At 63.4% G+C, this 26,082-nt stretch carries 25 protein-coding genes and 1 tRNA gene; 5 read left to right on the plus strand and 21 right to left on the minus strand.

The window, feature by feature from the left end; genetic code table 11:
• Nucleotides 1–7 precede the first annotated feature (7 nt).
• Together Q1W70_RS03510 and Q1W70_RS03515 are read right to left on the minus strand one after the other, a co-directional pair.
• Nucleotides 8–1,231 carry a hypothetical protein gene (locus Q1W70_RS03510; protein WP_166592138.1) on the minus strand — a complete coding sequence of 408 codons (1,224 nt, stop codon included), beginning with the start codon at nt 1,229–1,231 and terminating at the stop codon, nt 8–10.
• A gap of 39 nt (nt 1,232–1,270) precedes the next feature.
• Complete coding sequence (locus Q1W70_RS03515; protein ID WP_166592139.1) at nt 1,271–1,720, minus strand: YcgN family cysteine cluster protein; 450 nt, start codon at nt 1,718–1,720, stop codon at nt 1,271–1,273.
• 215 nt (nt 1,721–1,935) lie between these two features.
• Between Q1W70_RS03515 and Q1W70_RS03520 the strand changes: the two genes are divergently transcribed.
• Entirely contained in the window at nt 1,936–2,529 is a 594-nt protein-coding gene (locus Q1W70_RS03520; protein WP_166592140.1) for a nitroreductase family protein, read from the plus strand.
• A 136-nt stretch (nt 2,530–2,665) separates the two neighbouring features.
• On the opposite strand, the gene Q1W70_RS03525 is transcribed toward Q1W70_RS03520, so the two are convergent.
• The 6 genes from Q1W70_RS03525 to Q1W70_RS03550 form a co-directional block, all read right to left on the minus strand.
• On the minus strand, nt 2,666–3,598 hold the full coding sequence (locus Q1W70_RS03525; protein ID WP_166592141.1) for a D-2-hydroxyacid dehydrogenase: 933 nt from the start codon (nt 3,596–3,598) through the stop codon (nt 2,666–2,668).
• Nucleotides 3,599–3,723: 125 nt separating this feature from the next.
• Nucleotides 3,724–4,017, minus strand: a complete 294-nt coding sequence (locus tag Q1W70_RS03530; RefSeq protein ID WP_095171651.1) for a YcgL domain-containing protein — start codon at nt 4,015–4,017, stop codon at nt 3,724–3,726.
• Nucleotides 4,014–5,147: a ribonuclease D gene (gene rnd / locus Q1W70_RS03535; RefSeq protein ID WP_166592142.1), complete on the minus strand. Its 1,134-nt coding sequence runs from the start codon at nt 5,145–5,147 to the stop codon at nt 4,014–4,016. Before rnd ends, Q1W70_RS03530 begins: the two co-directional genes overlap by 4 nt.
• 117 nt (nt 5,148–5,264) lie before the next feature.
• Nucleotides 5,265–5,927, minus strand: a complete 663-nt coding sequence (locus Q1W70_RS03540; protein WP_182343803.1) for a class I SAM-dependent methyltransferase — start codon at nt 5,925–5,927, stop codon at nt 5,265–5,267.
• Between the two features lie 70 nt (nt 5,928–5,997).
• Nucleotides 5,998–7,647 carry a phosphoethanolamine transferase gene (locus Q1W70_RS03545; RefSeq protein WP_166593171.1) on the minus strand — a complete coding sequence of 550 codons (1,650 nt, stop codon included), beginning with the start codon at nt 7,645–7,647 and terminating at the stop codon, nt 5,998–6,000.
• A gap of 171 nt (nt 7,648–7,818) precedes the next feature.
• The gene (locus Q1W70_RS03550) at nt 7,819–9,201 is read right to left on the minus strand and encodes a glutamine synthetase family protein (RefSeq protein ID WP_166593172.1); all 1,383 of its coding nucleotides are present in this window, start codon (nt 9,199–9,201) and stop codon (nt 7,819–7,821) included.
• A 764-nt stretch (nt 9,202–9,965) separates the two neighbouring features.
• On the opposite strand from Q1W70_RS03550, the gene Q1W70_RS03555 reads away from it, so the two are divergent.
• Together Q1W70_RS03555 and Q1W70_RS03560 are read left to right on the plus strand one after the other, a co-directional pair.
• On the plus strand, nt 9,966–11,150 hold the full coding sequence (locus tag Q1W70_RS03555; RefSeq protein ID WP_182343801.1) for a cyanate transporter: 1,185 nt from the start codon (nt 9,966–9,968) through the stop codon (nt 11,148–11,150).
• A gap of 102 nt (nt 11,151–11,252) precedes the next feature.
• Entirely contained in the window at nt 11,253–12,188 is a 936-nt protein-coding gene (locus Q1W70_RS03560) for a LysR family transcriptional regulator (RefSeq protein ID WP_182343799.1), read from the plus strand.
• Between the two features lie 15 nt (nt 12,189–12,203).
• Here the strand turns inward: Q1W70_RS03560 and Q1W70_RS03565 are convergent, their stop codons facing one another.
• Nucleotides 12,204–12,569, minus strand: coding sequence for a 5-carboxymethyl-2-hydroxymuconate Delta-isomerase (locus Q1W70_RS03565; protein ID WP_166592257.1), 366 nt, complete (start codon nt 12,567–12,569; stop codon nt 12,204–12,206).
• Nucleotides 12,570–12,646: 77 nt separating this feature from the next.
• Nucleotides 12,647–13,567, minus strand: coding sequence for a LysR substrate-binding domain-containing protein (locus Q1W70_RS03570; protein WP_302098636.1), 921 nt, complete (start codon nt 13,565–13,567; stop codon nt 12,647–12,649).
• A 232-nt stretch (nt 13,568–13,799) separates the two neighbouring features.
• Between Q1W70_RS03570 and Q1W70_RS03575 the strand changes: the two genes are divergently transcribed.
• Nucleotides 13,800–14,009 carry a hypothetical protein gene (locus Q1W70_RS03575; protein WP_166592259.1) on the plus strand — a complete coding sequence of 70 codons (210 nt, stop codon included), beginning with the start codon at nt 13,800–13,802 and terminating at the stop codon, nt 14,007–14,009.
• A 56-nt stretch (nt 14,010–14,065) separates the two neighbouring features.
• Here Q1W70_RS03575 and Q1W70_RS03580 read toward each other — a convergent pair whose 3' ends face one another.
• The 7 genes from Q1W70_RS03580 to Q1W70_RS03610 are packed head-to-tail and all read right to left on the minus strand — an operon-like array spanning nt 14,066 to nt 21,663.
• Nucleotides 14,066–15,247 (minus strand): pyridoxal phosphate-dependent aminotransferase, encoded by a 1,182-nt coding sequence (locus tag Q1W70_RS03580; protein ID WP_166592260.1) that lies wholly within the window; start codon nt 15,245–15,247, stop codon nt 14,066–14,068.
• A 49-nt stretch (nt 15,248–15,296) separates the two neighbouring features.
• Nucleotides 15,297–15,986, minus strand: a complete 690-nt coding sequence (locus Q1W70_RS03585) for an ABC transporter permease (RefSeq protein ID WP_095171708.1) — start codon at nt 15,984–15,986, stop codon at nt 15,297–15,299.
• 12 nt (nt 15,987–15,998) lie between these two features.
• Nucleotides 15,999–16,712: an ABC transporter permease gene (locus Q1W70_RS03590; protein WP_166592261.1), complete on the minus strand. Its 714-nt coding sequence runs from the start codon at nt 16,710–16,712 to the stop codon at nt 15,999–16,001.
• A gap of 36 nt (nt 16,713–16,748) precedes the next feature.
• The gene (locus Q1W70_RS03595) at nt 16,749–17,525 is read right to left on the minus strand and encodes a transporter substrate-binding domain-containing protein (RefSeq protein WP_166592262.1); all 777 of its coding nucleotides are present in this window, start codon (nt 17,523–17,525) and stop codon (nt 16,749–16,751) included.
• A 52-nt stretch (nt 17,526–17,577) separates the two neighbouring features.
• On the minus strand, nt 17,578–18,393 hold the full coding sequence (locus Q1W70_RS03600) for an ABC transporter ATP-binding protein (protein ID WP_269780236.1): 816 nt from the start codon (nt 18,391–18,393) through the stop codon (nt 17,578–17,580).
• Nucleotides 18,394–18,442: 49 nt separating this feature from the next.
• On the minus strand, nt 18,443–20,026 hold the full coding sequence (locus Q1W70_RS03605) for an amidohydrolase (RefSeq protein WP_166592263.1): 1,584 nt from the start codon (nt 20,024–20,026) through the stop codon (nt 18,443–18,445).
• Between the two features lie 35 nt (nt 20,027–20,061).
• A complete protein-coding gene (locus tag Q1W70_RS03610; protein WP_185818682.1) occupies nt 20,062–21,663 on the minus strand; it encodes a 5-guanidino-2-oxopentanoate decarboxylase in 1,602 nt (533 codons plus the stop codon).
• A gap of 249 nt (nt 21,664–21,912) precedes the next feature.
• Here Q1W70_RS03610 and Q1W70_RS03615 point away from each other — a divergent pair, with 249 nt between their 5' ends.
• Nucleotides 21,913–23,031 carry a succinylglutamate desuccinylase/aspartoacylase family protein gene (locus Q1W70_RS03615; protein WP_302098637.1) on the plus strand — a complete coding sequence of 373 codons (1,119 nt, stop codon included), beginning with the start codon at nt 21,913–21,915 and terminating at the stop codon, nt 23,029–23,031.
• Between the two features lie 241 nt (nt 23,032–23,272).
• Here Q1W70_RS03615 and Q1W70_RS03620 read toward each other — a convergent pair.
• The 4 genes from Q1W70_RS03620 to bamC all read right to left on the minus strand — a co-directional run bounded on the left by Q1W70_RS03620 (nt 23,273) and on the right by bamC (nt 26,066).
• Nucleotides 23,273–23,362 (minus strand) — tRNA-Ser (locus Q1W70_RS03620).
• Nucleotides 23,363–23,445: 83 nt separating this feature from the next.
• Nucleotides 23,446–24,159: a phosphoribosylaminoimidazolesuccinocarboxamide synthase gene (gene purC / locus Q1W70_RS03625; RefSeq protein WP_095171833.1), complete on the minus strand. Its 714-nt coding sequence runs from the start codon at nt 24,157–24,159 to the stop codon at nt 23,446–23,448.
• Nucleotides 24,160–24,187: 28 nt separating this feature from the next.
• Nucleotides 24,188–24,946, minus strand: coding sequence for an MBL fold metallo-hydrolase (locus Q1W70_RS03630; protein ID WP_166592273.1), 759 nt, complete (start codon nt 24,944–24,946; stop codon nt 24,188–24,190).
• A 4-nt stretch (nt 24,947–24,950) separates the two neighbouring features.
• A complete protein-coding gene (bamC, locus tag Q1W70_RS03635; protein WP_166592274.1) occupies nt 24,951–26,066 on the minus strand; it encodes an NlpB/DapX family lipoprotein in 1,116 nt (371 codons plus the stop codon).
• Nucleotides 26,067–26,082 lie beyond the last annotated feature (16 nt).

Consider the following 26,082-nt stretch of genomic DNA (forward strand, 5'->3'; position numbering starts at 1 on the left):
CCATGCGCTAGTGCAACAACTCGCTCCCCAGGACCTTCGAGGGCTCGCCGATGATGCTTTCGGCCAGTGCCACGAACTCCTGGGTGCTGACCCGCTCCAGGTGCATGGCGCCGCGGAGCATGTCGTCGAGTGAGCGCTTGTTGCGGGTTTTCAGGCGAATCTCGCGATCCAACTCCTGCATCAGCAATACCGCCCTGGCCACCTGGGCCGGGTTGGCCTGTTCGCCCCGCAGGCTGCTGACCCCATGGCCGGCCTTGGCCAGGTTGTTTCCCAGCATCTGATAGCGCTCATCACTCATGCCGCCAGCCCGGCGCAGCAGTTCGATGGCGTAGTACTCGGCAAATCCTTCGCTGATCCAGTCACTGCGCTCTTCGTCGCTGATCCGCGCAAACATCTGCGCCAGCTCACGCAGCAACGGACTGTTGCCGCTTTCGCTGATCAACGGCAGACGGCTGTGCAGGTAGATTGACTCGTGCCCGGCGGTGCTGCCGCGCCACATCGGGTCGGTGGCGCCGACGATCAGCAGCTTGCCCGGGTGCCGAGGGTACAGCGCCTGTACCTGCGGCCAGACGAACGTCAGCAGGGTCAGCACGTCCATGCGGCGCATGCCCTGCCCGCGTGGCGAGGCAACCGTGACTTGGGTCTCGCCCAGGCGGGTCCGGCGCGTTCCCAGGTTGCCGGCGAGCATCCAGCCGGTGGGCCGGTCAAACAGTCGGGAAACGTTGTCGATGCGAAAGCGGTTCTTGCCGATGCGCGGCCAGGCCGTCTCGATGCTTTTCCAGCCCGCCGGCAATTCGAACGCCAGGCGCGACACCAGCTCGATGCCATCCTGTTGATCCAGGCGCGCTGCCGGCACCAGGTCATCACCGCGCATCAAGGCCCAGCTCGGCGTCATGCGAGTCTCGAAGGTGGTGTTCTTGCGCGCCTGGCTGATACGCACTCGGTAGGTCAGGCTGGCTTTGTCGGCCGAAGGTCGCCAGACCCCGCGCACAGCTTTGCCCGGGGTCAGTTGCCACTGGCCGTCGGCCTTGAAATCGCTGTATCGGCTGCCGTCCGCCAGATCGAAATCCAGGCTGCGCACCGCCGAGCCCTGGGCCAGGGTCAGGCGCACTTCGGCCTGGTCGCTTTGCGGTAACAGGCGCACGTGGTAGTCCAGATCGACCTTCTTGGCCGCCCACACCGATGAACTCAGCACCAGCAGCGACAATGCCAATGGCAAGCGCACAGCCATACACACTCCTTCGTGATTCACTTGGACAACGCGCGGCGCTTAACCTGCGCGGAAAATCAGATGATCTTCCCAATCATCCTCGGCCACACTGCCCTCGGCGAGCATGCGCCCGGACTGGGAGATTCGCTCATGGTGCACCGCGTCGCGATCGCCGCACACCAGGTGATGCCAGAGCGGCAAGTCCTTGCCTTCACTGACCAGGCGATAACCGCAGGTAGGCGGCAACCACTTGAACTCATCGGCCTTGCCCGGCGTCAGCTGGATGCAGTCTGGCACCGATTCGCGGCGGTTCGGGTAGTCGGTGCACTGACAGGTCTTGAGGTCCAGCAATTTGCAGGCGATCCGCGTGTAATAGACGCTGTTGTCGTCTTCATCCTCAAGCTTTTGCAGGCAGCACAGGCCACAGCCATCGCACAACGACTCCCACTCCTGCTGGTCGAGTTGGGCGAGGGTCTTGCGTATCCAGAACGGTTCAACTTTGGCGGCCATGGTTCGAGCATCTGCATCAGCGGTAGAAAAGGCCGCCAGTCTAGTGCCCCAGCCCCCGCGGGCCAAGCGCTGGCGACTGCCGGTACGCCAGTGCTTGTCAGTTTTCCCGGGGCGCAGTAGTTTTGCAGGTCGCAAAAACTCCACTGCCCAGCCAACTGTGCGCCCCCGGTTTTTGTTGCTGTGCTCCCTCATCGACCTTGCCAGGAATCTCTTTCATGAGCGCCAACCCCCGCGTTGCCGAATATGCCATCCACCCACAGTTCACCGAGCGCTGGTCGCCACGGGCGTTTACCGGTGAAGCCATCCCGGAATCCACCCTGCTGAGTTTCTTTGAAGCGGCACGCTGGGCGCCCTCGGCCTACAACTCGCAACCCTGGCGGTTTCTATACGCCCGCCGGGACACGCCGAACTGGGAGCGTTTCCTTGGCCTGCTGAATGAGTTCAACCGGGGTTGGGCCCAGCACGCTTCGGCGCTGGTCATCGTGATCTCGAAAACCACCTTTACCGCGCCAGGTGCCGATGCCGAAACCCCGGCCTTGTGGCACACCTTCGACACCGGCTCGGCCTGGGGCCACCTGGCCCTGCAAGCGTCCATCAGCGGCTGGCACACCCACGGCATGGCCGGCTTCGATCAGGAGCTGACTCGCAAGGAACTGAATATTCCAGAAGGCTACGCACTGCATGCCGCCGTGGCGATCGGCAAGCTGGGCGACAAGGCCACCCTGGCCGAATACCTGCAAGCCCGGGAAGTCCCAAGCCCACGCCGGCCGCTGAGCGAACTGGCAGCCGAGGGTGATTTCACCCTGTAAGCACAGTCATTCCGGGGGGGTGCTAATCCCCCACATACCCACAAAACCCGTGTGGGAGCGAGCGCCTACAGTGATTCTGGGTGTTCGCCTGGTGCTGCGCACACCCACAGTGGGGGTTGGGGTTACTGGGGTTGTCTCAATAGCCGCGGTTGAAATCCACTTCGCCGCGCAGCGCTTGGCCGGTCTGAAAGGCGCGCATGTTGTCGAGAAACAGTTGTGCCATCAGCACCGGTGAAGTCGGTGCCGAGCTGTGGCCGGTCAAGAGCAGGCCCCAGGCGGTCCAGAATGGGTGGCGCTGGGGCAGCGGTTCCTGGCGGCAGACATCGATGACCGCGCCGGCCAGGTGCCCTTCTTTCAAGGCCTCCACCAGGTCGGCATCGACCACCGCCACACCGCGCCCGGCGTTGATCAGCAGGCCCGTTGGCTTGAACTGCTTGAACAGCGCGGCGTCGTACAGATCATGGGTGCTCGGGGTGTTGGGCAGCAGGTTGACCACGTAGTCGACTTCACCCACCAGGCGCCCGAGGTCCTGCAACCCGGCCACTTCGATGAACGGCGCCTGCTCACGGGGCGTGCTGGCGATGCCGTACAACTGCACACCAAAGGGCTTGAGGAACTCGGCAACGCTCTGGCCGATGTCCCCGGTGCCGACGATCAGCACCTTGCGCCCTACCAGGCTCTGGCCCTGGCGGCTGTCCCACTTGCGCTCGACCTGGCTGACCAGGCGCGGCAACACTTCGCGCTCATGCCCGAGCATGTAGGTCAGGACGTACTCGGCCATCACCTGGCCAAAAATCCCCACGGCGCGCGTCAGGCGATAATGCCGTGGCAGTCCTTCGACCAGCAGCGGCGTGATGCCGGCCCAGGTCGACTGCAGCCACTGGGGCTTATGGCCTTGGCGCAACAGGGTCGCCAGCAGGTCGGGCTGCCCCAGCCACACCGGGCAATCGGCCGCCAGGCTGGCCAGCTCGGCGGAGTCGCCGCTGGTCATGACCTGCAGCTCGGGCGCCAGCTGACCCAGGAGTTGTGCATACACAGCGTGGTCGTGTTCGGCAATCAGAACGCGCATGGTTCAAACCTTAAAAAACAGTGCACAAGGCCGCCGAGGGAGTGCGCTCCCCCGTTTGCGGCCACCGCCAGAAAATCCATCGTGGTGGGCCGGCAGGCCCGGGACCGAGCCTGAACCGGTCGCCGTCAGATCGGATCGTTACGTCGCAGCAACTCTTCGGGCAAGTGCTCGATGTACTCGTCTTCGGCTGGCGGCATTTGCAGGTGGTAGCCCTGCTTGTCGAGGTTTTCCAGGACCTGGGTAATGTCTTCGCGCGAGAGCTTGCGCTCCGGGGTCAGCACCAGGTCGAAGGCGTGATGGGGTTTGCCGAAGGCCAGCAACAGGCTTTCCGGTACGCGCTCCAGAGCATCGCTCTTGAGCACGTAGAGGTACATTTCGTTTTTCTTCAGGCTTCGGTAGATCGAGCAGATACGTTTCAAGGCTGTTCTCCGGCAGTGGCCAGGCTGTCGAGCAAGGCCTGGCCCATCAATTCGCGGCGCCAGCCACGCAGCGATTCAGGCAATTGGTAAGGACCGTCCGGGAAGCCGCTCTTGAGCAAGGCCTCCAGGGTCTTCTTGCGCAACATCAGTTCGGGGGCGATGTTCAAGCGCTCCGCTTCGGCCTGGCCCAGTGCGCGCAGGCGCTTGACCAGGGCGGCGGCTTCGATCGGCAACGGCTCGGGCACCGCCGCTGGCCATTGCTCCGGCGGTACGCTGGCGGCCCGTTTGATCAGGTCCAGCAGGAACTCGCCGTCCTGGCGCACGGTGCGCGGGTGCATGTCTTCGATTTTCGCCAGCGCGGCGAGATTGTCCGGCTGGGTCCGGGCCAACGGCCACAACGAATGCTCACGCACGATACGGTTGCGCGGCAGGTCACGGGCCCGGGCTTCAAGCTCACGCCAAGCGCACAGCTCGCGCAGCACGGCCAGTTGGGCGCGGGACAGTTTCCAGGCCAGCTTGGCCTCGCGGTAGACCTCGTATGGGTCGGTTTCGCGGCGCAGGTTGGCCACCAGTTCGGCGCCATCCTCCAGGACCCAGGCGAACTTGTCGTCCGACAACTTGGGCCGCAGGCGCACGAACACTTCTGCCAGGTGCAGGGCGTCTTCGGCGGCGTAGCTGATCTGGGTCTCCGACAGCGGACGCTGCAGCCAGTCCGAGCGGGTTTCCCCCTTGGGCAGGTCGATGTCCAGCACTTGCGAGACCAGACGCGAGTACCCCATGGAGAAGCCCAGGTTCAGGTAGGCGGCGGCCAGCTGGGTATCGAACAGCGGCGCCGGCAGGCTGCCGGTCAGGCGCAACAGGACTTCGAGGTCTTCGCTGCAGGCATGCAGCACCTTGAGCACGGCCGGGTTTTCCAGCAATGCGGCCAGGGGCTGCCAGTTGTCGATGGTCAAAGGGTCAATCAGGTAAGCGCGCACGCCATCACCGATCTGCAGCAAGCCTGCAATCGGATAGAAGGTGTCGACCCGCATGAATTCTGTGTCGAGGGCGACGAACGGCAACTGCTGCCATTGGGCGCAAAACTGACCGAGGCTATCGTTGTCGCGAATCCAGTGAATATCGATGGCCACACGGCTCTCCCTTGAAGAATGGCGCGCAGTATATATCGCCCCCGGCGATTTCCGCGCATCCACGGAGCAAGAGCGTAGGCGAAATGATCTACGGCACGCGGCCAGGCGCTCGCCGGATCAGTCCTGGTTGAGTTTGCGCAGCACGTACACCCGGGTTGCCGCAATGCCCGGCAACACATCCTGGTGCATGAGGACCTCGAAGCCGGCCGCCTTGAACTCGGCCTCCAGCTGGCTTTTGCCTACCCCGGGTTCCACTTGCGCCGTCAGGGCGGCCGTCCAGTTGCCGCGACCCGCCAGGCGCACGACCACAATCAGGGTGTCCCGGCTCACCCGCTGGAACTCCTGGAGCAGCGCCATGCGGTGCTCGGCGCTCGGCAGCTGCTGGAACAGCGTCGAACAGACGATGCAATCCACCGCGTTGGCCGACAGGCCGATGGAGAAGGCCGAACTCTGGAAGGTCCGGATACGCGCCAGCAGGCTCGCCGACTGGTGCGTACGGCCATGCTTGAGCGTGTCCGGGGACGGGTCGGCCGCCAGGATCACCCGGTTACTGTGTTCCCCCAGTACCGGCCAGTAACGCCCGACGCCACAGGCCACATCCAACACCAGGCCAGGCTCCCCGGCCTTGTTGAGCGCGTTGCGCAGCAACTGCTCGCGGCGCCACTGCGCCAGGCGCTGGCGCCAGCCCGGTGGCTGGGGCTCGACACAGGCACAGGCGTACTGCTGGCCATGGCGCTCAGCGGATTCGCGCTCGATGGAAGATGGGGGGTGGGCGGACATGGGGGCGACTCTTATAAGGTGTCAGCTGGGGCCAGCCTGGGGGCTGGCGTAGTGATCAGGTGGCTGGCGTTCAATCCTTGGCCAGAACGCCGTCGACCACGGCCCCTCGGCAGCCGGTGAACAAGTCCAGGTCAGGGTTGTAGACCTTGCTGTTGACCTCCAGCAACCCCAGCATCGAATGAAACAGGTTGTCCTGGCTCAAGGGTTTTTCCCGACTCAGTTGCAAGCAGTGGGTGTCGACCGAGAAGGCCTTCTGATAGCTGTCGGAGAACCAGGCGAGCATCGCCACATGCTTTTGCTGATCGGGGGCAAGCATGTAGGGCGTGCCATGCAGGAACAGGTTGTACTCGCCCAGGGATTCGCCGTGGTCCGACAGGTACAGCATGGCCGTGTCGACTTTGTCCTGGTTGTTGCGCAACAGGTCGATCAGGGTCGACAGCACATGGTCGGTGTAGACCAGGGTGTTGTCGTAGCCATTGACGATGCTTTCCCGGCTGCACGTGTTCAGCGCGTTGCTCTCGCACACCGGGGTGAAGCGCTCGTATTCCTTGGGATAACGCTTGAAGTACTCGGGACCGTGGCTGCCCATCTGGTGCAGGACCAGCACGGTGTCCTTGTCCAGGGTGTCGATGAAGTGCTGCAGGCCCTGCAGGAGGATTTCATCGCGGCACTCACTGTTGGCGCAGAGCACCGGGTCCTTGAAGTTGCTGACATCTTCCAGGGTCACCCGGTCGCAGGTGCCCTTGCAGCCCGACTGGTTGTCCCGCCAGATCACGTCCAGCCCGGCATGCTTGAGCACATCCAGCAGGCCTTCTTCATTCTTCGCCTTGCTGGCGTCGTAGTCCTTGCGGCCCATGTTGGAGAACATGCAAGGCACCGAGACCGCGGTTTCCGTGCCGCAGGAATGCACGTCGGTGAAGGCGATCAGCCCCGCTTCCTTGTCCAGTTTTGGCGTGGTGTCACGCCCATAGCCAAGAATGCCGAAGTTCTCGGCGCGGGCACTTTCGCCCACCACCAGTACGGTCAGGGATTTGCGCCCGTGGGTTTGCCAGCTCGGATTACGCTGGGCATCTTCGCCGAGTTTGGCGAACGGTTGCTGCGCCGACTTCACTTGTTCGCGCACATAACCGAAGGAGGCGCCGATGTAATTGCTCGGCACCACCATCAAGCGCAATTCGTGGTGATTGCGAAACAACGAAGACAGGCCTTGATAGTTAAGCAGTGCCACGCCACCGATCACCACGGCAGAGGCGCCAACAACCAACACTTTGCTGAACAACTCACGGTGCCAGCGACGATAACTAATTGGGGTTTTCCACAGAATAAACGACGGCAGTACACCCAATAACAAGTTGTACGCCAGTAACTTCAGCGACAATAGATCGCGCACTTCGGTGGCATTGGTCTCGGCGAAGTTGCGTAACATGGCGGCATCGATCAGCACACCATACTGACTCATGAAATACGCGACACCGGCACTGATCATGAAGATCAGGGTCAGCAAGGGTTTGAACAAAGGACGGAAGGCCAGCAGGGTCAGGATCAAGTTGAAAGCACAGGCAATCATTACGCCGAACGCCACCCGCATGCCGATACCCCGGGCATCGCTGGCGGTAATGTCGAACAGGTGTTGCCAGAGGACAGCGTTGTAGCCCGCCAACAGCAATACACTGGCAATCAACGTCACCCATTCCGGGCGCACGGCTTTAATTTTAAACATGGGAGGTCTGCTTGTTCCTGAAGTCAGTGCCGCCAGCAAAGAACGAACTATTCTTTCCTGAACACAGCACAAACTCTAAGCAGCCCGGCATCAATGTTTCGTGAAAAAGACGCCAACAAATAGTGGATTAACCACTATTTGTTGGCGTCCTGTTTGTTAATTATTCCTATCTCACGCCTGATGCAAATACCAGCGCCAGTCCTGCTCGCCAACTTCGCCCATGAACTGGCGGTACTCGGCGCGCTTGACTGCCAGGTAGACCCCGAGGAACGGCGCGCCAAAGGCATCCCGGGCCCAGGCCGAACTTTCCAGTGCACGCAGGGTGGTCAGCCAGTCGGTGGGCAGCAATTCCTTGGCCTGGGCGTAACCGTTGCCCTCGACCGGCGCTCCCGGGTCGCGCTGCTCGCGAATGCCGCGATGAATGCCCGCCAGGATCGCCGCAGCGGCGAGATAGGGGTTGGCATCGGCGCCGCAGATGCGGTGCTCGATATGCCGCGAGAACGCCGGCCCACCGGGCACCCGCAGGCTCACGGTGCGGTTGTCGACGCCCCAGGTGGCGGCCAGCGGCGCGTAGCTGTTGGTCTGGAAGCGGCGATAGGAGTTGGCGTTGGGGCAGAACAACAGCAGGGAGTCGAGCAAGGTGCTGAGCATGCCACCGACCGCCTGGCGCAGCAGCGGCGTGCCATCGGGGGCCTCACTGGCAAACAGGTTGTTGCCGTCCTTGTCGGCGATGCTGACGTGCATGTGCATGCCCGTGCCGGCCAGGTCATCGAATGGCTTGGCCATGAAACACGCACTCATCCCATGCTTGTGGGCCACGCCCTTGACCAGGCGCTTGTAGCGCACCGCCTCGTCCATGGCCTGCAGGGCATCTGCGCGATGCTCCAGGGTGATCTCGACCTGGCCCGGCGCGTATTCGGAAATCGCCGTGCGCGCCGGAATCCCCTGCAGCTTGCAGGCGGCGTAGAGGTCGGCGAGAAATGGCTCGATCTGCTCCAGCTCGCGCAAACCGTAGACCTGGGTCGAACGTGGACGCCCGCCGTCGACGTCCCGCGCCGGTTGCGGGCGACCCTGGCTGTCACGCTGCTGGTCGAGCAAGTAGAACTCCAGCTCCGCGGCCATCACCGGGTAATAACCATCGGCCTTGAGTCCGTCGATCACGTTGGCGAGCAAATGCCGGGGATCGGCCACGGTCGCCGGCATGCCTTCTTGCGGATGCATGCTGACCTGCACCGCCGCCGTCGGAATCTGGCGCCATGGCATGCGCTGCAAACTGCCACTGACCGGGTAAGCGCGGCAGTCGATGTCGCCGACTTCCCAGACCAGCCCGGAGTTTTCCACGTCGTCGCCATTGATGGTCAGGCCCAAAATGGTGCTCGGCAGCGGCCGCCCGCTCTGGTAGACCGCCAGCAACTCATCGCGGTGCAACAACTTGCCCCGGGGCACACCGTTGTTGTCGACAATGAACAGCTCGAACATCTCGATATCCGGGTTGGCTTGCAGAAAATCGCTGGCTTCTTGCAGAGAGGCAAAGGGGCTCGTGGCAACACTCATGGGAACGCTCGTATGTCCGGGTCAGGCGGCGCGCAGGCACCACCAGTCAGGCCCCGGCGCAACACCAGGGCCGTTGAAATGCTTCAACGGGAAATACGCACATCCGGTGGGCGCGCATGGCGGCAGTGCCATAGCGCCCAAAAGGCCAATTCCGAAGGCAGGGCAGACAGGTTCAATGCGCTGGCGGGCAAGAATCGACGCCGAGGCTGACGGCATGACGCACTAGCGCCAGGCACAGCCGCGGGGTGAGTGTCGATCGAGCAACCGTCCATAAGGTAAACCGCAGAACACAGAGGGCGAACAGCGTCACACGGGGCAATAAGTCGTTAAATCCACACTTGAAGAACCTTGGTTGCAGACTGGCTAAACATTCCCTCACTGCAATCCTGCGAGGACTGCGTCCTCGAACGCAGCCTCGCAGGCTCGACAGCTGCTACGGGAGATTGGGGTATTGCTGAGATCTGTGGTGTGGCGCAGATCGCCATCGCGGGCAAGCCCGCTCCCACAGAATTTGTGCAGGGGCACGCCGAACCTGTGGGAGCTGGCGCCCGCTTGCGGCCTGCCAGCGATTATCTTTAGGGCGGCGCATTCTTCCAGGTACGGCAGGCTGAGCGAAGATATGCACCTGGGGGGAGGCGCAGCGAAGCAACGAACTGCCCCCCCCCAACACATTTAATTTCTAAATCCCCCCCCAGACTTTCTGATTTGCCGCCGCCCACCCCCTACCCGCCTAATCCAACCCACGCCCCCCCAAAGGTCCGATTATGCAAACCGTACGCGCCACCTCCCGCCCCGCCATCTGGCTGATACTCGCCGTCGTCCTGGTCGCCCTGAACCTGCGCCCGTCCATGGCCGCCATCGGCCCGCTGCTGACCGGCATCCGCAGCGACATCCCCCTGAGCTTCAGCCTCGCCGCCCTGCTCACCATGCTGCCCGTCATGGCCATGGGGCTGGCAATGTTCTTCGGCATGCGCATCAGCCACCACCTGGGTGAACATCGCACCGTGGTCCTGTCGCTGATCATCATCGGCCTGGCCACCGCCTCGAGGCTGTTCCTCGACTCGGCCGCCGAACTGATCTTGAGCGCCGTCCTGGCCGGCATCGGCATCGCCCTGATCCAGGCACTGCTGCCGGCACTGATCAAGTCCCGCTTCAGCGATAACGTCTCGCTGTTCATGGGCCTGTACGTCACCTCGATCATGGCCGGTGCAGCCATTGCCGCGTCATTCGCGCCCCTGGTGATGGTGCGCACCGGCAGTTGGCGCATCGGCCTGGCGATCTGGGCGGCACTGGCGGTGGTCGCCTTGCTGTTCTGGTACGCGCAACGTTCAGCCATCGCCCCCCAGGCCCGCCCAACCGTCAACAACCCAGCTTTTGCCGGCAATCCCCGCGCCTGGTTGCTGGCCATTTTCTTCGGCCTGGGCACGGCCTCCTACACCTGCGTGCTGGCATGGCTGGCACCGTATTACGTGGAGAAAGGCTGGAGCGAACAGAACGCCGGCCTGCTGCTGGGGTTCCTGACGGCCATGGAGGTGATCTCCGGCCTGCTGGCCCCGGCCCTGGCCAACCGCAGCCGCGACAAACGCCTGGTGCTGATGGTGTTGCTGGGCCTGATCGTCGCCGGTTTCTGCGGGTTGATCCTTAGCCCCGAGTCCCTGAGCCTGCTCTGGCCGTGCCTGTTGGGACTGGGCATCGGCGGGCTGTTTCCAATGAGCCTGATCGTCTCGCTGGACCACCTCGACCATCCCCAGCGCGCCGGCGGCCTGACGGCCTTCGTACAAGGTATCGGCTACCTGATTGCCGGTGTTTCGCCGCTGATTGCCGGGATGATCCGCGACCAACTGGGCAGTTTCGAATGGGCCTGGTGGGCGCTGACGGCGGTGGTGCTGGTCATGATGGTGATGGTCCTGCGCTTTGACCCGCGCCACTACGCCAGGCACATCGACTGAGCAAGCGGATCCGCGGCGCATGGTCCTGAGCGGCGCCTTCCGTTAGCATTCCCGGTTCAGGCGTGTGCGCAACCTGCGCACGCCGCTGAACGGATCCGATGGATGCTCAACAGTAACTTGCTGCGCAAGCTCGATATGCAGGACCTCATGGTGTTCATCGCGGTGTATGAACAGTGCAATGTCAGTGGCGTGTCCGACGCCCTGTGCGTCAGCCAATCCACCGTGAGTTACTGCCTGAAGAAACTGCGCACCAGCTTCGAGGACGAGTTGTTCATCAACACCCGGACCGGCATGCGGGCGACCGACAGGGCCAGCAGCATGTACCCCCATGTGCTGCAGATCATCGAGAGCATCAACCTGTGCCATGCCGGGGTCCAGGCGTTCGACCCGACTCGCCGGGCCGTGACCTTCAACCTCTGCGCCCCGGAGTATTTCGAACAGTTGATCCTGCCGCGCCTGCTGCAACGCTTCGCCCAGGTCGACCTGCCGGTGACCATCAATGTGCACAAACTCGAAAGTGACATTCCCGCCGAGGACCTGCACGCCGGGCGCATCGACCTGGTGATCGGCTTCGGCCCGAACTTTCATCAGAACCACCGTGACTTCAAGTCCCGGGTGCTGCTCACCGATGACCTGGTGTGCGTGGTCGACCACCACGCGCCCCACCCGACGCCGCGCTTCAGCCTGCAGGATTTCGCCCAGCGCCGGCATGTCTTTCCCACGCCCTGGACGTCCAGTACCAACATGGTCGATGGCTGGCTCGCGCAACAGGCCCATAAACGGCAGGTTGTCGCGCGGGCCAATAGCTACAGTGCGGCGCTGAAGTTGATTGTCGGCACCGATTACCTGCTGGCCATGCCACGGCGTATCCAGCAGTTGCTGGCCAATGAACCCGGCTTCAGCCATTACGAGGCGCCCCAGGGGTTGCCGGGGTTCAGCCTGGATATGCTGTGGAGCGAGGCCAGCGATTTGGACAGCGCCAATACCTGGCTGCGCGAGCAGGTGACCAAGGCATGCGCCGCGCAAGCGCTGGATTGAGGTGTGCGGCGGGTCTCAGCGACCGATGGCGGTCTTGGTGTAGGACTCGCGGTCGATGTCCAGGACCTCGACGCACAGCTGCACCTCGACCCCGGCCGGCCATTCGCACACGTCCTGCAGGACCGCCAGCAGGCTATCGGACAATTGCTTCTTGATCGCCGGTGAACGGCCGCTGAGTATCGCCAGCCGCACCGCCACAAAGCCCCGCTCACCCATGCCGGTCCCCACGCGGAATGCGCCCACCTGCACGGCCCGACTCTTGATGTCGAACTCGTCGGCAAACTGCCCGGAACCGGCCAGCGCGTGGTTGAAACGCAGCAGCGCCACGTCCGCGTTGAGCCCTGGCAGGTTGTCGGTGTATTCCATGTGCAGGTGAGGCATTACTGTGCTCCTTGGGGTGTCGATCAAAGTGCCTACATGTAGCACAGACCGCTCCTGCCACTCTCTGCGACATAAGCCTAGATCTGCGGTGCGCCGCGGTCACTCATGAAGGTTTCCAGGCGCGAGCGCAGCCACCGTTCGGCCGGGTCGGTGTCGACGTGGCTGAGCCAGACCATGGACAGGTCCAGGGTCGGGGTGTGGAACGGGAACGGCTCCTTGAACAATTGCCCCGAGGCGGCCATGGCTGCGGCGGTGTAGTCCGGCAGGCTGGCGATCAGGTCGGTGCCCGCCAGCAAGGCCGGCAAGGCACTGTATTGCGGCACCGACAACACCACCTGGCGGGTCCGGCCAATCTCGGCCAGCCACTCATCGGCAAAGCCGCTGACGTTGGCTGTGTGCGAGACCAGCACGTGGGGCCGGGCGCAGTATTCGTCGAGGGTCAACGGCGTGTCCGAGGCGTCGGCGCGTAGGATGCTGGGCTGGATGTGGCGCAGTAATTTGCGCTTGGCGTTGGCCGGCAGGCCACGGGTCTGGCTGATGCCCACGGTGATATCGCCTGAGGCGAGCAAGTCGGGAATCCGCCAGTAGTCGACATGCTGGACCACGAACACCACCTGCGGCGCTTCCTGGCGCAAGGCGCGCAACAGCGGGGGCAGCAGGCCAAACTCGACGTCATCGGACAGGCCGATGCGAAAGGTCATGGTGCTGCTGGCGGGATCGAACTCGCGGGTCAGGCTCAGGGCCGACGACAAGGCGTCGAGCGCCGGAGACAGGTGCAGGATCAGCTCTTCGGCCCGCGCCGTGGGTTCCATGCGGTGACCGACCCGGATAAACAGCGGGTCGTTGAGCATGGTTCGCAGGCGGTTGAGGGCCGAGCTGATTGTGGGCTGGCCGAGAAACAGCTTTTCCGCCGCGCGTGTCACGTTGCGTTCGAGCATCAGCGTTTCAAACACCACCATCAGGTTGATGTCGGCCTTGCGCAGTTCATTGCGATTCATCTACCGCCCCCAGTCCCCAAGCCTGGCGACAGTTTATGAAGCCGTGGGGAGCGCCGTCCATCGGCATCGACGATTGATTGCACACCCGCGTTTAATAAATCGCGCGAGTCCACCCACGTCGTACAGCCTTTTCCTTTTTCGCCAGCAGGGCTGGTCCACGGAAAAAACCTGGTTACCCTCAAGGGAGTTTCGCCGCCTCTGCGCGAAACCGACATCCATCAAGGAGCTACCCGTGGCCAGAGACAAAGCCAAAGACGACCTGTACTTCAACTGCACCCAGGACCATGAAGCCGAGTATGTGGCAGGGCTTTACCCCGCGACCGCGAAGAAAGAAGTCAAAGATTTCCTGGAACGGGCTTGCCGCACCAAGCTGCTGAACAACGCCACCCACCAGCAGGTGTATGACCTGATCGACAAGCAGTTGGGCTACAAACAGGCTTGAGACGAATGACGCCCGGCGGCCCCTTCACTCGGGGCGCCGGGTGCCATGAGCCACCGTCAGTTGCGGGCTTGAAGCCCTTCGATAAAGCCGGCGATTCGCCCACAGGCGTCGCTCAACGCGGCATCTGAGACAGTGAAGGAAATGCGCACGAAGCCGGCGGTGCTGGCCCCGAAGGCGCTGGCATCGAGGACCGAGACACCGGTGGCGCGGAACAGCTGCCAGGCGAAATCGGTGCTCGACAGGCCGGTATCCCGCACATCCACCAGCATGAACATGCCAGCCTCGGGCACCTTGCACTTGAGCAGCGGCACGTTGCGCAACCCGGCGACCACCAGGTCACGCCGACGGCGATACAACTCACGTGCCTGGCCGACCACCTGCTCATCCAGTTCCAGCGCCTTCAACGCGGCGGCCTGGATGAAGCCCGGCAAGCCATAGAGCATGCACAGCAGCAGGTTATCCAGGTGGCCGATCAGTTCCTGTGGCCCCACCACCCAGCCGACCCGCCAACCGGTCATGGCATGGGATTTGGACAGGCTGTTGAGCACCACGGTGCGCTCGCCCATGCCTTCCAGGGTCGCCACGCTCTGGTGTTCTCGATCGTAGGTGAGCTGGCCGTAGACCTCATCACTGATCACCCACAGGTTGTGCCGCTGGGCGACCAGGGCCACCGCCTCCAGTTCCTCGCGGGTGTAGACGTTGCCGGTGGGGTTGTTGGGCGTGGCCAGGGCGATGCCGCGGGTCTTGTCGGTCACCACCGCCTCGATGGCGGCCAGGGTCAAGCGGAAATCGTTTTCCGCCGGCTGGGCAATCGGCACCAGGCGGGCACCGCTGGCCTGGATGCTGGCCTCGTAGGTCAGGTACATCGGCGCCGGCACCAGCACTTCATCGCCGGTTTCGAACAGGCACATGGCGGTGGCGTACAAACCATTCTGCGCACCGGCCACCAGGGCCACGTTGGCGGCGGACACCGGCTGGCCGAGCAAGGCCGTCTGCTTGGCGGCAATCGCCTCGCGCAGGGCCGGGCGGCCGATCACGTGGCAGTAGTGGGTGTCGCCTTCGTTCAAGGCCTGGATCGCCGCCGCGCAGATCTCGTCGGCGGTGGCGAAGTCCGGATCGCCGATACTCAGGACGATGGCATCTTCACCCCGGGCCTGCGCATCACACGCGGCGTAGTGAATGTCCCAGGCACTGACCGTCTCACCGCTGATGCGCTGGACCATGGACGAATATTTCATGAATAACTCCTTGTGAGCCCTCGGGCCGACGTATCAACACAGTGTGAAGTCAGGCCTGTCGTTGGGGCGTTTTGCCGATACGGGCAAAGCCTTGTTCGATCAAGATCGCCAGAATGATGTAAATCACCGCTACCACCAGCAGCGGCTCATAGACCCGCAACGTTTGCGCACGCACCAGGTTGGCTGCACCGAGCAAGTCGGTGACCGCGACGGTGGAGGCCAGCGCCGTGGCCTTGAGCAGCATCACGCTCTCCCCCGCCAGGGTCGGGCGCAGCATCTGCAAGGCACGCGGCATCCACACTCGCCGCAGTACCAGCCAGGGCCGCATGCCATAGGCCCGCCCCGCTTCCAGCTCGCCACGCGGAACCGCGCGCAAGCCACCGCGCAGCACTTCGCCGACATAGGCCGAAACGCTCAGGGTCAGGGCGAACGCAACGTACCAGAAACCTTCACGCAAGTACGGCCAGAACATGCTGCCGCGAATCAACGGGAAGGTGGCGAACAGGCTACCCACGCCGTAGTAAAGCACGTAGATCTGCACCAGCAAGGGCGTGCCCCGCAGGACGCTGGTGTAGAACCGCAGGCCGTTGGCCAGGAAGCGGTTCTTCGACAAGCGCCCCAGGGCCACGCCCACCGCCATCAGGAACCCGAAAAAACCCGAGATCAGCAACAGTTGCAGGGTCAGCCCTGCCCCCTTGACCAACTCGTTGTAAAAACTGCTCAACCACTGAAAGTCCATGCCTGCCCTTCCCTATGAGTGCCGTGGCATCCAGCGTTCGAAGCGAACTTCGACCTGCCGGAACACCGAACTGGAAACCAGCGTGATCAGGTAATAGAACGCCGCGACCGCGAGGTAGAACAGCAAGTAGTGTTTGGTCGAGGCCGCGGCCTGGCGCCCGGCAGTCAGCAGTTCGCTGTAGCCGACCACGCTGATCAGCGCGCTTTCCTTGACCAGCACCAGCCACAGGTTGGACAGGCCGGCGATGGCGAACGGCAGCATGCTCGGCAGGATCACCCGGCGTACCAGCATCAAGCGGTTGATGCCATAGGAGCGCGCGGCTTCGATCTGGCCGTGGGGAATCGACTCGATCGCCCCGCGGATGATCTCCCCCGAGTACGCGCCCTGCACAATGCCCAGCACCACCACGGCGGCCATGAAGCCATTGATTTCGACACTCGGTTGACCGAGCGCCGCCATCGTCAGGTTGATCAGGTCGGCACCGGCGTAATACAGCAGCAGGATCAGCAACAGCTCCGGCACCGCGCGGTACAGGGTGGTGTAGCAATTGGCGCAGACCACCATCCAGCGTGGTCCCTTGAGTTTGACCATGGCCACGATCAAGCCGATCGACAGGCCCAGGACAAAGGCGCCCAGGGAAATACCCAGGGTTTTCACCATGCCCTGCGCCAGGGCCTGGAGCCAGCCGTCGGTAAAAAACAGCCGGGAAATTTCAGAAACAGTCATGAGCACACCTTCGCTGGGTTTGCTTGAAGTACCGGCTTACTCGAGGGCCGAGATGTCGGTCTTGAAGTAGCGCTCACGAATTTTTTCGTAGCTGCCGTCGGTACGCAGCGCTTGCAGGGCGACGTTCAGGCGCTCACGCAGCGCATCGTTGCCCTTGCGCACACCCGCCCCCACGCCGTCACCGAACAAGGGGTCGAGCGGAGCCACGCCTTTGCTCGCGAGCATGGCGTTGTCCGGCAGTTCGAGCAGCGGCTCGACCACCAACTGGTCGGCCAGCATGATATCGACACGCCCGCTGCGCAGGTCGGCGAGCAGGTCGTCCTGGTCGTTGTAGTAACGGATGGTCGAGTCCTCGGCGTAGTACTTCTTGACGAAGGCGGCGTGGGTGGTGGAACCCTGTACGCCGATGATCTTGCCCTTGAGGCCGGCCGGGGTTGGGTCCAGTTCCAGGTTGCGCTCGCCGATCCACAGGGCGCGGGTGAAGAAGTACGGCTGGGTGAAGTCGATCACCTGCTGGCGCTCGGGGGTGATCGACAGGGAGTTGAGCACCACGTCGACCTGCTGCGACTTGAGCGCCGGGATCAGACCGTCCCAGGACATTTCATTGAGGGTGCATTCGGCCTGCATACGGGCGCAGACGGCGGTGATCATCTCCGGCTCGAAGCCGCTCCAGTCGCCCTTGCCGCTCTTGAACGAGAACGGCGGATAGGGTTCCAGGGCGATGCCGAACACCAGTTTGTCCGCGGCCATCGCGCTGCTCGCGATGCCGGCCAGCAAGCAGGCTTGCAGGGTAACCAACAGAGTTTTTTTCATGCAGGGTGCCTCTTTCAGGTTGTTGTTATCGAGGTTGAAAAAACCGAGGTGATTACCCGCGGTTGTCCTGGGCCATGACAAATTGCCGGCAGCGTTCGCTGCGCGGATCCAGCAGTACCTGTTGGGGCGGGCCTTCTTCCTCGACCCGGCCCTGGTGCAGGTAAATCACCTTGCTCGACACATCACGGGCAAAGGCCATTTCGTGGGTCACCAGAATCATCGTGCGGCCTTCCTCGGCGATGCCCTGGATCACCCGCAACACTTCGCCCACCAGTTCCGGGTCGAGGGCCGAGGTCGGCTCATCGAACAGCATCACTTGCGGGCGCATGGCCAGGGCCCGGGCGATGGCCACGCGCTGTTGCTGGCCACCGGACAAAAACGCCGGGTAGACATTGCGCTTGTCGATCAGGCCGACTTTTTCCAGCAGTTGCTCGGCGTGGGCGGTGGCTTCCTTGCGGTCCTCGCCGAGCACATAGACCGGGGCTTCGATGACGTTCTCCAGCACCGTGCGGTGGGGCCACAGGTTGAAGCTCTGGAACACCATGCTCAGGCGGGTGCGCAGGCGCTCGACCTGACGCGGATCGGCGACCTGCGCGACCCCGTGGCGCCCGGTCTTGAGGCGCACTTCCTCGCCATTGATGCGCAGGCTGCCACTGCAGGGGATTTCCAGCAGGTTGATGCAGCGCAGCAGCGTGCTCTTGCCCGAGCCGCTGGAGCCGATCAGCGAGACCACCTCGCCCTCCTTGGCGCGCATCGAAATGCCCTTGAGCACGTGGTGGTCGGCGTAGCTTTTATGCAGGTCGTCAATGGCGACGACCGAGGTGTCTGCTGCCGGCTGCGGGATGTTCACGTTGGTGAGTGCTTGCACGTCTGGCTCCTCGAAGACTGGGGGTTGCGGTACGCAGGGCGGCGGGGCATTACTCGTCCTCGCGCGCCGGGATCCACCACTCCTCGCCGCGCACGGTGGTGATGTACTCCGGCCAGCGGAAACGGTGCGGCGCCTGGAAGTCGGCGGGCAGCAGGGGCGCCTGCCAGTGTTCGCCACCGATGCCACCGCCGGTGCGCTGGTCGAACTCGGCCTTGGCCGCCGCCAGCAGGTCGTCGTTGCAGAACAGGTCGAGCAAAGTGCTGGCGATGGTTTTGGCCGCCACGTCGATCATCGGGTCGATGGTCTGCGGGATGCCGCCCAGGGCGTTCGAGACCCAGTCCGGGTAGACATGGCCGGCGGGTGCGGCGAGCATCGGCCGCGCGACGAGCAGGCGCACGGTCGGGCAATGCCAGGTGTATTCGGGGTAGTCGTCGGAGGTCAGGTACTTCTGCCAGGCCGGCATTTGCAGGCGCATCTGACGTTCGCATTCCTGCGGCTCGATCAATTGTTCGATGGCCGGCAGGAAGGGTTCGGCCATCGGTTCCAGGCCCAGGTTGCGCTGGATTTCCCGGGCGATCTCGCAGGCTTCCAGGCCCCATTGCGGCGCGCCGATGGCGGCCAGGTTGTCGTAGGTGGCCTGGGCCAGTACATGGTTGGCCAGGCCACCACGGGACTTGCACACCCAGGTCTTTTTCCACTGGCAACCGGTGGCCATCGCAGCGGCGGCGGCATTGTTGTCCATCACCGAGGAGATGGTTTCGGCCTGCTCGATCGAATCGCAGCGCAGCAGGTACTGGATCTGCGACAGATGCGGCGGCAGGTTATCGGCGGTGGCCTGGCCGGCGGTGAGGATGGCTTCGTTGTAGCTCCACAGGCCGGTGAACGGCAGGGTCGAACGACGCAGGCTTTCGTTGAGGTTGTAGAAGTGCATCAGCGCATCGTTGGCCCCGGGCGCGCGGGCGGCCAGGTGGTTCTGCGGGATGGGGCTGTAGCGGTCGGCGGCGATCCAGTTCTCGGGATCTTCGCAGGTGAAGCTGTAGATGTAGGCGTAGGCGATCCCGCAATGGGTATCCCAGGTGGTGGTGTTGTTCAGCGGCAACATATAGGTGGGGTGAAAGCTGATGGCCGCATCCAGGTTGTCGTAGTACCCCTTGGCGGCGTGCACCGGCTTGGAGGCGCGCAGCTTTTCGGCCGGCTCGCCGAAGAAGCGGATGGTGCCCTGGATGCCGAACTCGAGCATCGCCGCCTTGGCCGCCAGCACCCCACCCAGGGCACTGATGCCCAGCGCCGAATGCGGATCGGTGTGCCCGGGGGCAAACCGCGACAGACCCTCACGCGGCATCTTGCGGGTGGTCGCCGCCTGGCAATTGCCGGGGACCGCGTCGTACTCGGCGTAGGTCGCCAACACCGGGCCATTGCCGTTGCTGAAGGTGGCGCAGAAGGCGGTCGGCATGCCGCCACTGCCCTCTTCCACGGTGAAGCCTTCCTTGCGCAGCAGCTCTACATACCAGGCGCAGGACTTGTACTCGCGAAACGCCGGTTCCGCGTAGTGCCAGATGATCTGGTGCCAATCGGACAACTGCTGGCGGTGCTGGTCGATCCATTTACGGGCAAATCGTTTCTGCAATTCCATGCGGCTCTCTCCCAAGGGATTCGGCAAAGGGGTGCTCAGGCAGACAGGAAGGCTGCGGCGTCCAGTTCCAGCAGGACCGGCTGGCGGGTGTCGGCCAGGCGGATCAGTGCTTCGCGCAACTGCTCGCGGCTGCTCACCGACTGGTGCTGGACGTGGCAGGACTTGGCCAGCGCGGCGAAGTCCGGCGGCAGGATGTCGACACCCAGCGGCGGGATTTCGCGGGCGGTCATGTAGTCGCGGATCTCGGCGTAGCAATGGTTGTTCCACAGCACCACGATCACCCCCGCCTCGGCCTCACGCGCAGCGATCAGCTCGGCGCTGGAGAACTGCACCCCGCCGTCCCCCACCACCGCCAGCACCGGGCGCTCGGGCATCGCCAGCTTGGCGCCGATCGCCGCCGGCAAGCCGTAGCCCAGGGTGCCGAAACCGGTGCCGGCGTTGAACCAGCTGTTGGCTTGCGGCGCCCGGTAGCCGAGCGCGCCCTGGTACACCGGCTGGGTCGAGTCGCCGACCACAATCGGTGCCGGCAGGCTGTCGCGCAGGGTGTCGAGCATGTGCTGCATAACGTTTTGCTTGGGGCTCCAGCTCGCCCGCTCGGCGGCATTGACCCGCGCCACGCTGAGGCCGGCCCAGTCGCAGGCGGAGCGTTCAGGCACGGCATTGAGGAGCGCCTGCAGACCTTGCCCGGCGTCGCCCAGCAAACCGACATCGGCACGGGCCGCGCCGAGAATCTGCAGCGGGTCGATGTCCAGGCGAATCAGCGGCGCATTCAAGACCAGCGGCCCGAGGCCAAAGAAGTCGTAGTCGGTTTCGCCCAGCTCGGTGCCGACCGCCAGGACCACATCGGCCTCGGCAAACAACGCCCGGCCATGGGCCGACGACTGCACGCCATCGAGCAGCAACGGATGCTCCGGCGCCAGCAGGCCACGGGCATTGGTGGTCAGGGCGACGGGGGCCTGCAGCCGCTCGGCCAGCGCTTGCAGCACCGGGCCGGCACGTCGGGCGCCGCCACCTGCGAGGATCAATGGCTTGCGCGCGGCGGCCAGCAGTTGCACCGCCGCGTCGATATTCACCGCGGCCGGAGCCGGGGCTTGCGGCAAGGTGCGCGGGCGCAGGTCGAGGCCATCAGCTGGCATCTCCAGCACGTCGAGGGGGATTTCGATGTGCACCGGCCGCGGCCGCGCACAACTGAACAGCGCAAAGGCGCGGGCCAGCAGTTCGGGCAATTCCTGTGGGCGCTGCAGGGTATGGCTGAAGGCGCAGACCCCGGAGACGACGGCACGCTGGTCGGGCATTTCATGCAGGTAGCCGTGGCCCAGGCGCTGGTGCTCGCGGCGGCTGGTGGTGGAGATCACCAGCATCGGCACCGAGTCGGCGTAGGCCTGGCCCATGGCGGTGAGGATATTGGTCATGCCGGGGCCGGTAATGATGAAGCACACTCCCGGCTTGCCGCTGGCGCGGGCATAACCGTCGGCCATGAACCCGGCACCCTGCTCGTGCCGTGGGCTGATGTGGCGCAGCGAACTGCCGTGCAATCCGCGATACAGCTCGACCGTGTGCACGCCGGGAATGCCGAACACCGACTCCACGCCGTAGCCTTCGAGTAACTGGACGAGCGCCTGGGCACAACTGGTCATGCGAGCACCTCTGTATTGTTATGGTTATGTCAGGCATGCGCGGCCTGATTCGAGGGCTCTAGTATTGGTGACAAAACAATTACATCAATCGAAATAAATTTGCGTCTTTGTCCAATTTAATTGAACAGAGCGGCCGTCGATGACGGGGCGAAAGGATCATATTGCTCACCAGTGGCGGGCAAATTATTCGATTGTGGGGGTCGGTGTTTTTCATAAAGATGCTGCGACGGCCCCCATAAGGAAGACCCCATGCACGTCCGGCACCACCCCCTCTTGACCCGCAATCCCTGCACCCAGCGCCAGCTGATCAGCCTGCATTACGGTCAGCCCGGGGGCGCCGGCAAGGTGTACCTGCAAGCCAGCCTGCACGCCGACGAGTTGCCCGGCATGCTGGCGCTGCATCATTTGCGTTTGCTGCTGGACGAGGCTGAGGCCCGTGGCGAGGTCCTCGGGGAAATCGTGCTGGTGCCGATCGCCAACCCGATCGGCCTGGAACAGACCCTGATGCACGATGCCATGGGTCGTTTTGACTTCAACAGCGGCGAGAACTTCAACCGGCGTTACCCGGACCTGGCGCAGATGATCCAGGCGCAGCTTGGCGCTGAGCTGAACGACGACCCGCAACACAACCAGCAGCTCATTCGCCGCGCCATGGCCGCAGCCTTGAAGCGAATGTTGCCGGGCAGCGAGCTCGACTCCCTGCGCCAGGCCCAACTGCTGCTGGCCCACGACGCCGATTTCGTCCTCGACCTGCATTGCGACGCCCAGGCGGTGGTCCACCTGTACGGCGAAACCCCCTATCAGGCCCAACTCGAACCGCTAGCCCGCTACATCGGCGCCCAGGCCACCCTGCTGGCCAGCGGCACCGGTGCCGGCTCGTTCGACGAAGCCTGCGGTCAACCCTGGTGGCGTCTGGCACAACAGTTCGCCGGCCGCATCCCGATCCCCTCCGGCTGCGTCGCCGCCACCGTCGAGTTGCGCGGCGAAGCACAAGTCGAACACCCACTGGCCCGCCAGGACGCCGCCGCGCTCTACGCCTTCCTTCAACACCGGGGCCTGCTCGCCGGCACCCCGCCGCCACTACCCGCCCTGCTCCAGCCCATCACCCCCTTCGACGGCTCCCTGACCCTGCGCGCCCCGTGCGCCGGGCTGGTGGTGTTCCTGCACAGCCCGGGCGCCTGGATCGAGCGCGATCAACCGTTGGTCCACATCATTGACCCCATCAGCGGCACGACCCAGGTGGTGTGCAGCACCACGAGTGGGGTGATGTACATGCGCAGCGCCATCCGCTTTGCCGCGGCGGGAGTGGAGTTGTGCAAGGTGGCGGGAGCGGTGCCGTTGGCGGGTGGGGTGGTGGTTTCGGCGTGATCGGTATGCCAAGAAAGCACTGAGTCACCTCGAGTCTTATGTGAGAGCCGTCTGCTTGCTATGGCCGCGAGCATAACCCCCTGCTCACCGGTGAAACGTGGCGCTCTTGGGACCATCGCGAGCAAGCTCGCTCATTCAGTGATGAGTAGTCCTTAACTACGCTGGCAGCGTCCCGAAGATAAAAAAACACAGAACGAAAAAGCCCCCGTGCTTTTCAGCGACGGGGGCTTTTTCTATGTAATGGCGGAGAGATAGGGATTCGAACCCTAGGTACCGGTGAAGGTACAACGGATTTCGAATCCGTCCCATTCGGCCACTCTGGCATCTCTCCAACGGCGCGCATCATAACAGCCGCTTCACCGAATGCAAACCCTAAAGTGAATTTTTTTCCGTGCTATCAGATGCTTGCGTCGATTACAGCGGTACGCCAAGGCGGTTGGCGACTTCTTCGTAGGCTTCGATGACGTCGCCCAGACCCTGGCGGAAGCGGTCCTTGTCCATTTTCTTGCCGGTGGCTTTGTCCCACAGGCGGCAGCCGTCCGGGCTGAATTCGTCGCCCAGGACGATGCTGCCGTCATGGAATACGCCGAATTCGAGCTTGAAGTCGACCAGCAGCAGGCCGGCGTCGTCGAACAGTTTGCTCAGCACTTCGTTGACCTTGAGCGACAGTTCTTTCATGCGAACCAGTTGCTCGGCGGTGCCCCAACCGAACGCCACGACGTGGGATTCGTTGATGAACGGGTCGCCCTTGGCGTCGTCCTTGAGGAACAGTTCGAAGGTGTAAGGGTTGAGCTTCATGCCCTCCTCCACACCCAGGCGCTTGACCAGGCTGCCGGCGGCGTAGTTACGCACGACGCATTCAACCGGGATCATGTCCAGCTTCTTCACCAGGCACTCGTTGTCGCCCAGCAGTTTGTCGAATTGGGTCGGCACGCCGGCGGCTTCGAGTTTCTGCATGATGAAGGCGTTGAACTTGTTGTTCACCATGCCTTTGCGGTCGAGCTGTTCGATGCGCTTGCCGTCGAACGCCGAGGTGTCGTTGCGAAACAGCAGGATCAAACGGTTAGCGTCGTCGGTCTGGTAAACCGACTTGGCTTTGCCGCGGTAGAGTTCTTCACGTTTTTCCATGATGGGCTCCGCTTGCTAAGTAGATGGGCTAGGCGATATGTCGCCAGTCGAGCCCTGAATCTTGATCGGCCAGTTGCAGCCAGTCCGGGTCGCACCCGAGGGTGTCGACAAAACATTGCCGGGCCAGCTGCGGCAGGTTGTTCTTGCTGCTCAGATGGGCCAGTACCAGGTGTTGCAGGTCTTTCCAGCCCAACTCGGACACCAGGAATGCCGCCTGGTGGTTGTTCAAATGTCCCAGTTCACCCCCCACCCGCTGCTTGAGAAAGGTCGGGTAGTGACCACGAGCCAAACGGTCGCGGCAGTGGTTGGACTCGATCATCAACGCATCGAGGTCCTTGTAGCCATCCAGCACGGTGGCGCAGTACGAACCCAGGTCGGTCAGCAGACCAAAACGCCGGGTGCCGTCACTGAAGACGTACTGCGTCGGCTCCTGCGCGTCGTGGGCCACGGCGATCACGCCAATGTCCAGCCCGCCGATCTGCAGATGGTCTCCCCCGGCCACGAACCCTGCCGGATCAACCGGCTTGCGCATCCCGCGCAAGGTGCCACGACTGAGGTAAACCGGAATATTGTAGCGCCGAGACAGCAAACCCACGCCATGCACGTGGTCGGCATGTTCGTGGGTCACCAGTATCGCGCTCAGTTGCGCCGGGTTTATCCCCAGGCGCAGCAGGCGTTTTTCGGTTTCTCGCAGGGAGAAACCACAATCGACCAGCACGACGGTGTCGTCACTGGCTATCAGCGTGCCGTTCCCTTGGCTACCGCTGCCGAGAACGGCAAAACGCATCAGATCAGCCCAGGTTGTCCTGAATCACGCCCAACACTTTGCGCGCCACTTCAGCCGGCGCAACGGTGTTGATGTCTTTCTCGACGGTCACCTGGACGTTCTCGCCGACCTTGCTCAGGCGCACCTGGTAACGCTCGGCGCGGGCCTCGACTTCTTCCTTGACCGGAGAGCTGCCGAACAGGCTGGCGAAGAAGCCAGGCTTCTCGTCTTTGCGCTCGGCTTTTTCGGCCAGGTTGATGTAGTACAGGCCCAGGCTGCGGTTGATGTCTTCGACGCGCCATTCGCCTTGCTCCAGCGCGCGACCCACGCTCGACCAGGCACGGTCCAGATCGTTGCCGACGTTGAGCACCGGGTTGCCGCTGCCGTCTTCGATCAGGCTGACACGGCTTGGGGTATCGAAATCACGGGAAGCGAGCATCGACACCGAACCGCCCTTCTCGGAGATGCGGCTCATGCTGACCAGCATGTCGTCGACCAGCGCAGCGTCCAGGCCAGTGTTGACCGAACGGTTGGTGAAGGCCACGTCGTCGCTGCTGCCGGCAGGACGCTCGGCGCTGACCACGTAGACTTCACTGGTGTTGCGCTGCACGCCTGGCTCGATGCGCACCCGTACGCGGGTTTCGGCATCGGAGGCCACGCCGGCGCTGGCCAGGCGTTTGGTCATGGTTGCCGACAGTTCGTCGGAACGCTGCCAGGTGGTGGTGAATTCGCCGGTTTGCGGACGCTGTTGGTCCAGGCGGAAACCGTTGTCCTGGAAGAACTGCACCGCCACTGGCCAGACTTCGGCCGGTGGACGCTGCGCCATCACCCAGCGCGAGTCGCCGCTTTTCTGCAGGCTGTAGTCGCTGGCCTCGGCAATTGCCGTCAACGGCTGCGGACGTGGCACCACGTACTCGCCCTTGACGGTGTCGTCGGCCACGTTGCGCGGGATCGGCAGCAGTGGGTCCAGGCGCTTGGCGGTCTGGACATCCGGCGGCAGTTGCATCGGGGCAGTCTGTTGCGCTTCGAGGTAATCGCTACCACGGTCACGGAAATAACCTTCCGGGCCCCAGACCCATCCACAGCCACTGGTGCTGGAGATAATCAAGGCAAGTGCGGAAAGTCCGGCCAGTCGCTTCATGCGTATTACTTCCTCA

The organism is Pseudomonas kielensis, assembly GCF_030505375.1.
GTDB classification, from domain to species: Bacteria; Pseudomonadota; Gammaproteobacteria; order Pseudomonadales; family Pseudomonadaceae; genus Aquipseudomonas; species Aquipseudomonas kielensis.

Excerpts from the sequence above, each read along its gene's own strand:
- Q1W70_RS03510 (WP_166592138.1), bottom strand. The coding sequence starts at position 1,231 with ATGGCTGTGCGCTTGCCATTGGCATTGTCGCTGCTGGTGCTGAGTTCA.
- Q1W70_RS03515 (WP_166592139.1), bottom strand. The coding sequence starts at position 1,720 with ATGGCCGCCAAAGTTGAACCGTTCTGGATACGCAAGACCCTCGCCCAA.
- Q1W70_RS03520 (WP_166592140.1), top strand. The coding sequence starts at position 1,936 with ATGAGCGCCAACCCCCGCGTTGCCGAATATGCCATCCACCCACAGTTC.
- Q1W70_RS03525 (WP_166592141.1), bottom strand. The coding sequence starts at position 3,598 with ATGCGCGTTCTGATTGCCGAACACGACCACGCTGTGTATGCACAACTC.
- Q1W70_RS03540 (WP_182343803.1), bottom strand. The coding sequence starts at position 5,927 with ATGTCCGCCCACCCCCCATCTTCCATCGAGCGCGAATCCGCTGAGCGC.
- Q1W70_RS03545 (WP_166593171.1), bottom strand. The coding sequence starts at position 7,647 with ATGTTTAAAATTAAAGCCGTGCGCCCGGAATGGGTGACGTTGATTGCC.
- Q1W70_RS03550 (WP_166593172.1), bottom strand. The coding sequence starts at position 9,201 with ATGAGTGTTGCCACGAGCCCCTTTGCCTCTCTGCAAGAAGCCAGCGAT.
- Q1W70_RS03555 (WP_182343801.1), top strand. The coding sequence starts at position 9,966 with ATGCAAACCGTACGCGCCACCTCCCGCCCCGCCATCTGGCTGATACTC.
- Q1W70_RS03560 (WP_182343799.1), top strand. The coding sequence starts at position 11,253 with ATGCTCAACAGTAACTTGCTGCGCAAGCTCGATATGCAGGACCTCATG.
- Q1W70_RS03565 (WP_166592257.1), bottom strand. The coding sequence starts at position 12,569 with ATGCCTCACCTGCACATGGAATACACCGACAACCTGCCAGGGCTCAAC.
- Q1W70_RS03570 (WP_302098636.1), bottom strand. The coding sequence starts at position 13,567 with ATGAATCGCAATGAACTGCGCAAGGCCGACATCAACCTGATGGTGGTG.
- Q1W70_RS03580 (WP_166592260.1), bottom strand. The coding sequence starts at position 15,247 with ATGAAATATTCGTCCATGGTCCAGCGCATCAGCGGTGAGACGGTCAGT.
- Q1W70_RS03585 (WP_095171708.1), bottom strand. The coding sequence starts at position 15,986 with ATGGACTTTCAGTGGTTGAGCAGTTTTTACAACGAGTTGGTCAAGGGG.
- Q1W70_RS03590 (WP_166592261.1), bottom strand. The coding sequence starts at position 16,712 with ATGACTGTTTCTGAAATTTCCCGGCTGTTTTTTACCGACGGCTGGCTC.
- Q1W70_RS03595 (WP_166592262.1), bottom strand. The coding sequence starts at position 17,525 with ATGAAAAAAACTCTGTTGGTTACCCTGCAAGCCTGCTTGCTGGCCGGC.
- Q1W70_RS03605 (WP_166592263.1), bottom strand. The coding sequence starts at position 20,026 with ATGGAATTGCAGAAACGATTTGCCCGTAAATGGATCGACCAGCACCGC.
- Q1W70_RS03610 (WP_185818682.1), bottom strand. The coding sequence starts at position 21,663 with ATGACCAGTTGTGCCCAGGCGCTCGTCCAGTTACTCGAAGGCTACGGC.
- Q1W70_RS03615 (WP_302098637.1), top strand. The coding sequence starts at position 21,913 with ATGCACGTCCGGCACCACCCCCTCTTGACCCGCAATCCCTGCACCCAG.
- purC (WP_095171833.1), bottom strand. The coding sequence starts at position 24,159 with ATGGAAAAACGTGAAGAACTCTACCGCGGCAAAGCCAAGTCGGTTTAC.
- Q1W70_RS03630 (WP_166592273.1), bottom strand. The coding sequence starts at position 24,946 with ATGCGTTTTGCCGTTCTCGGCAGCGGTAGCCAAGGGAACGGCACGCTG.
- bamC (WP_166592274.1), bottom strand. The coding sequence starts at position 26,066 with ATGAAGCGACTGGCCGGACTTTCCGCACTTGCCTTGATTATCTCCAGC.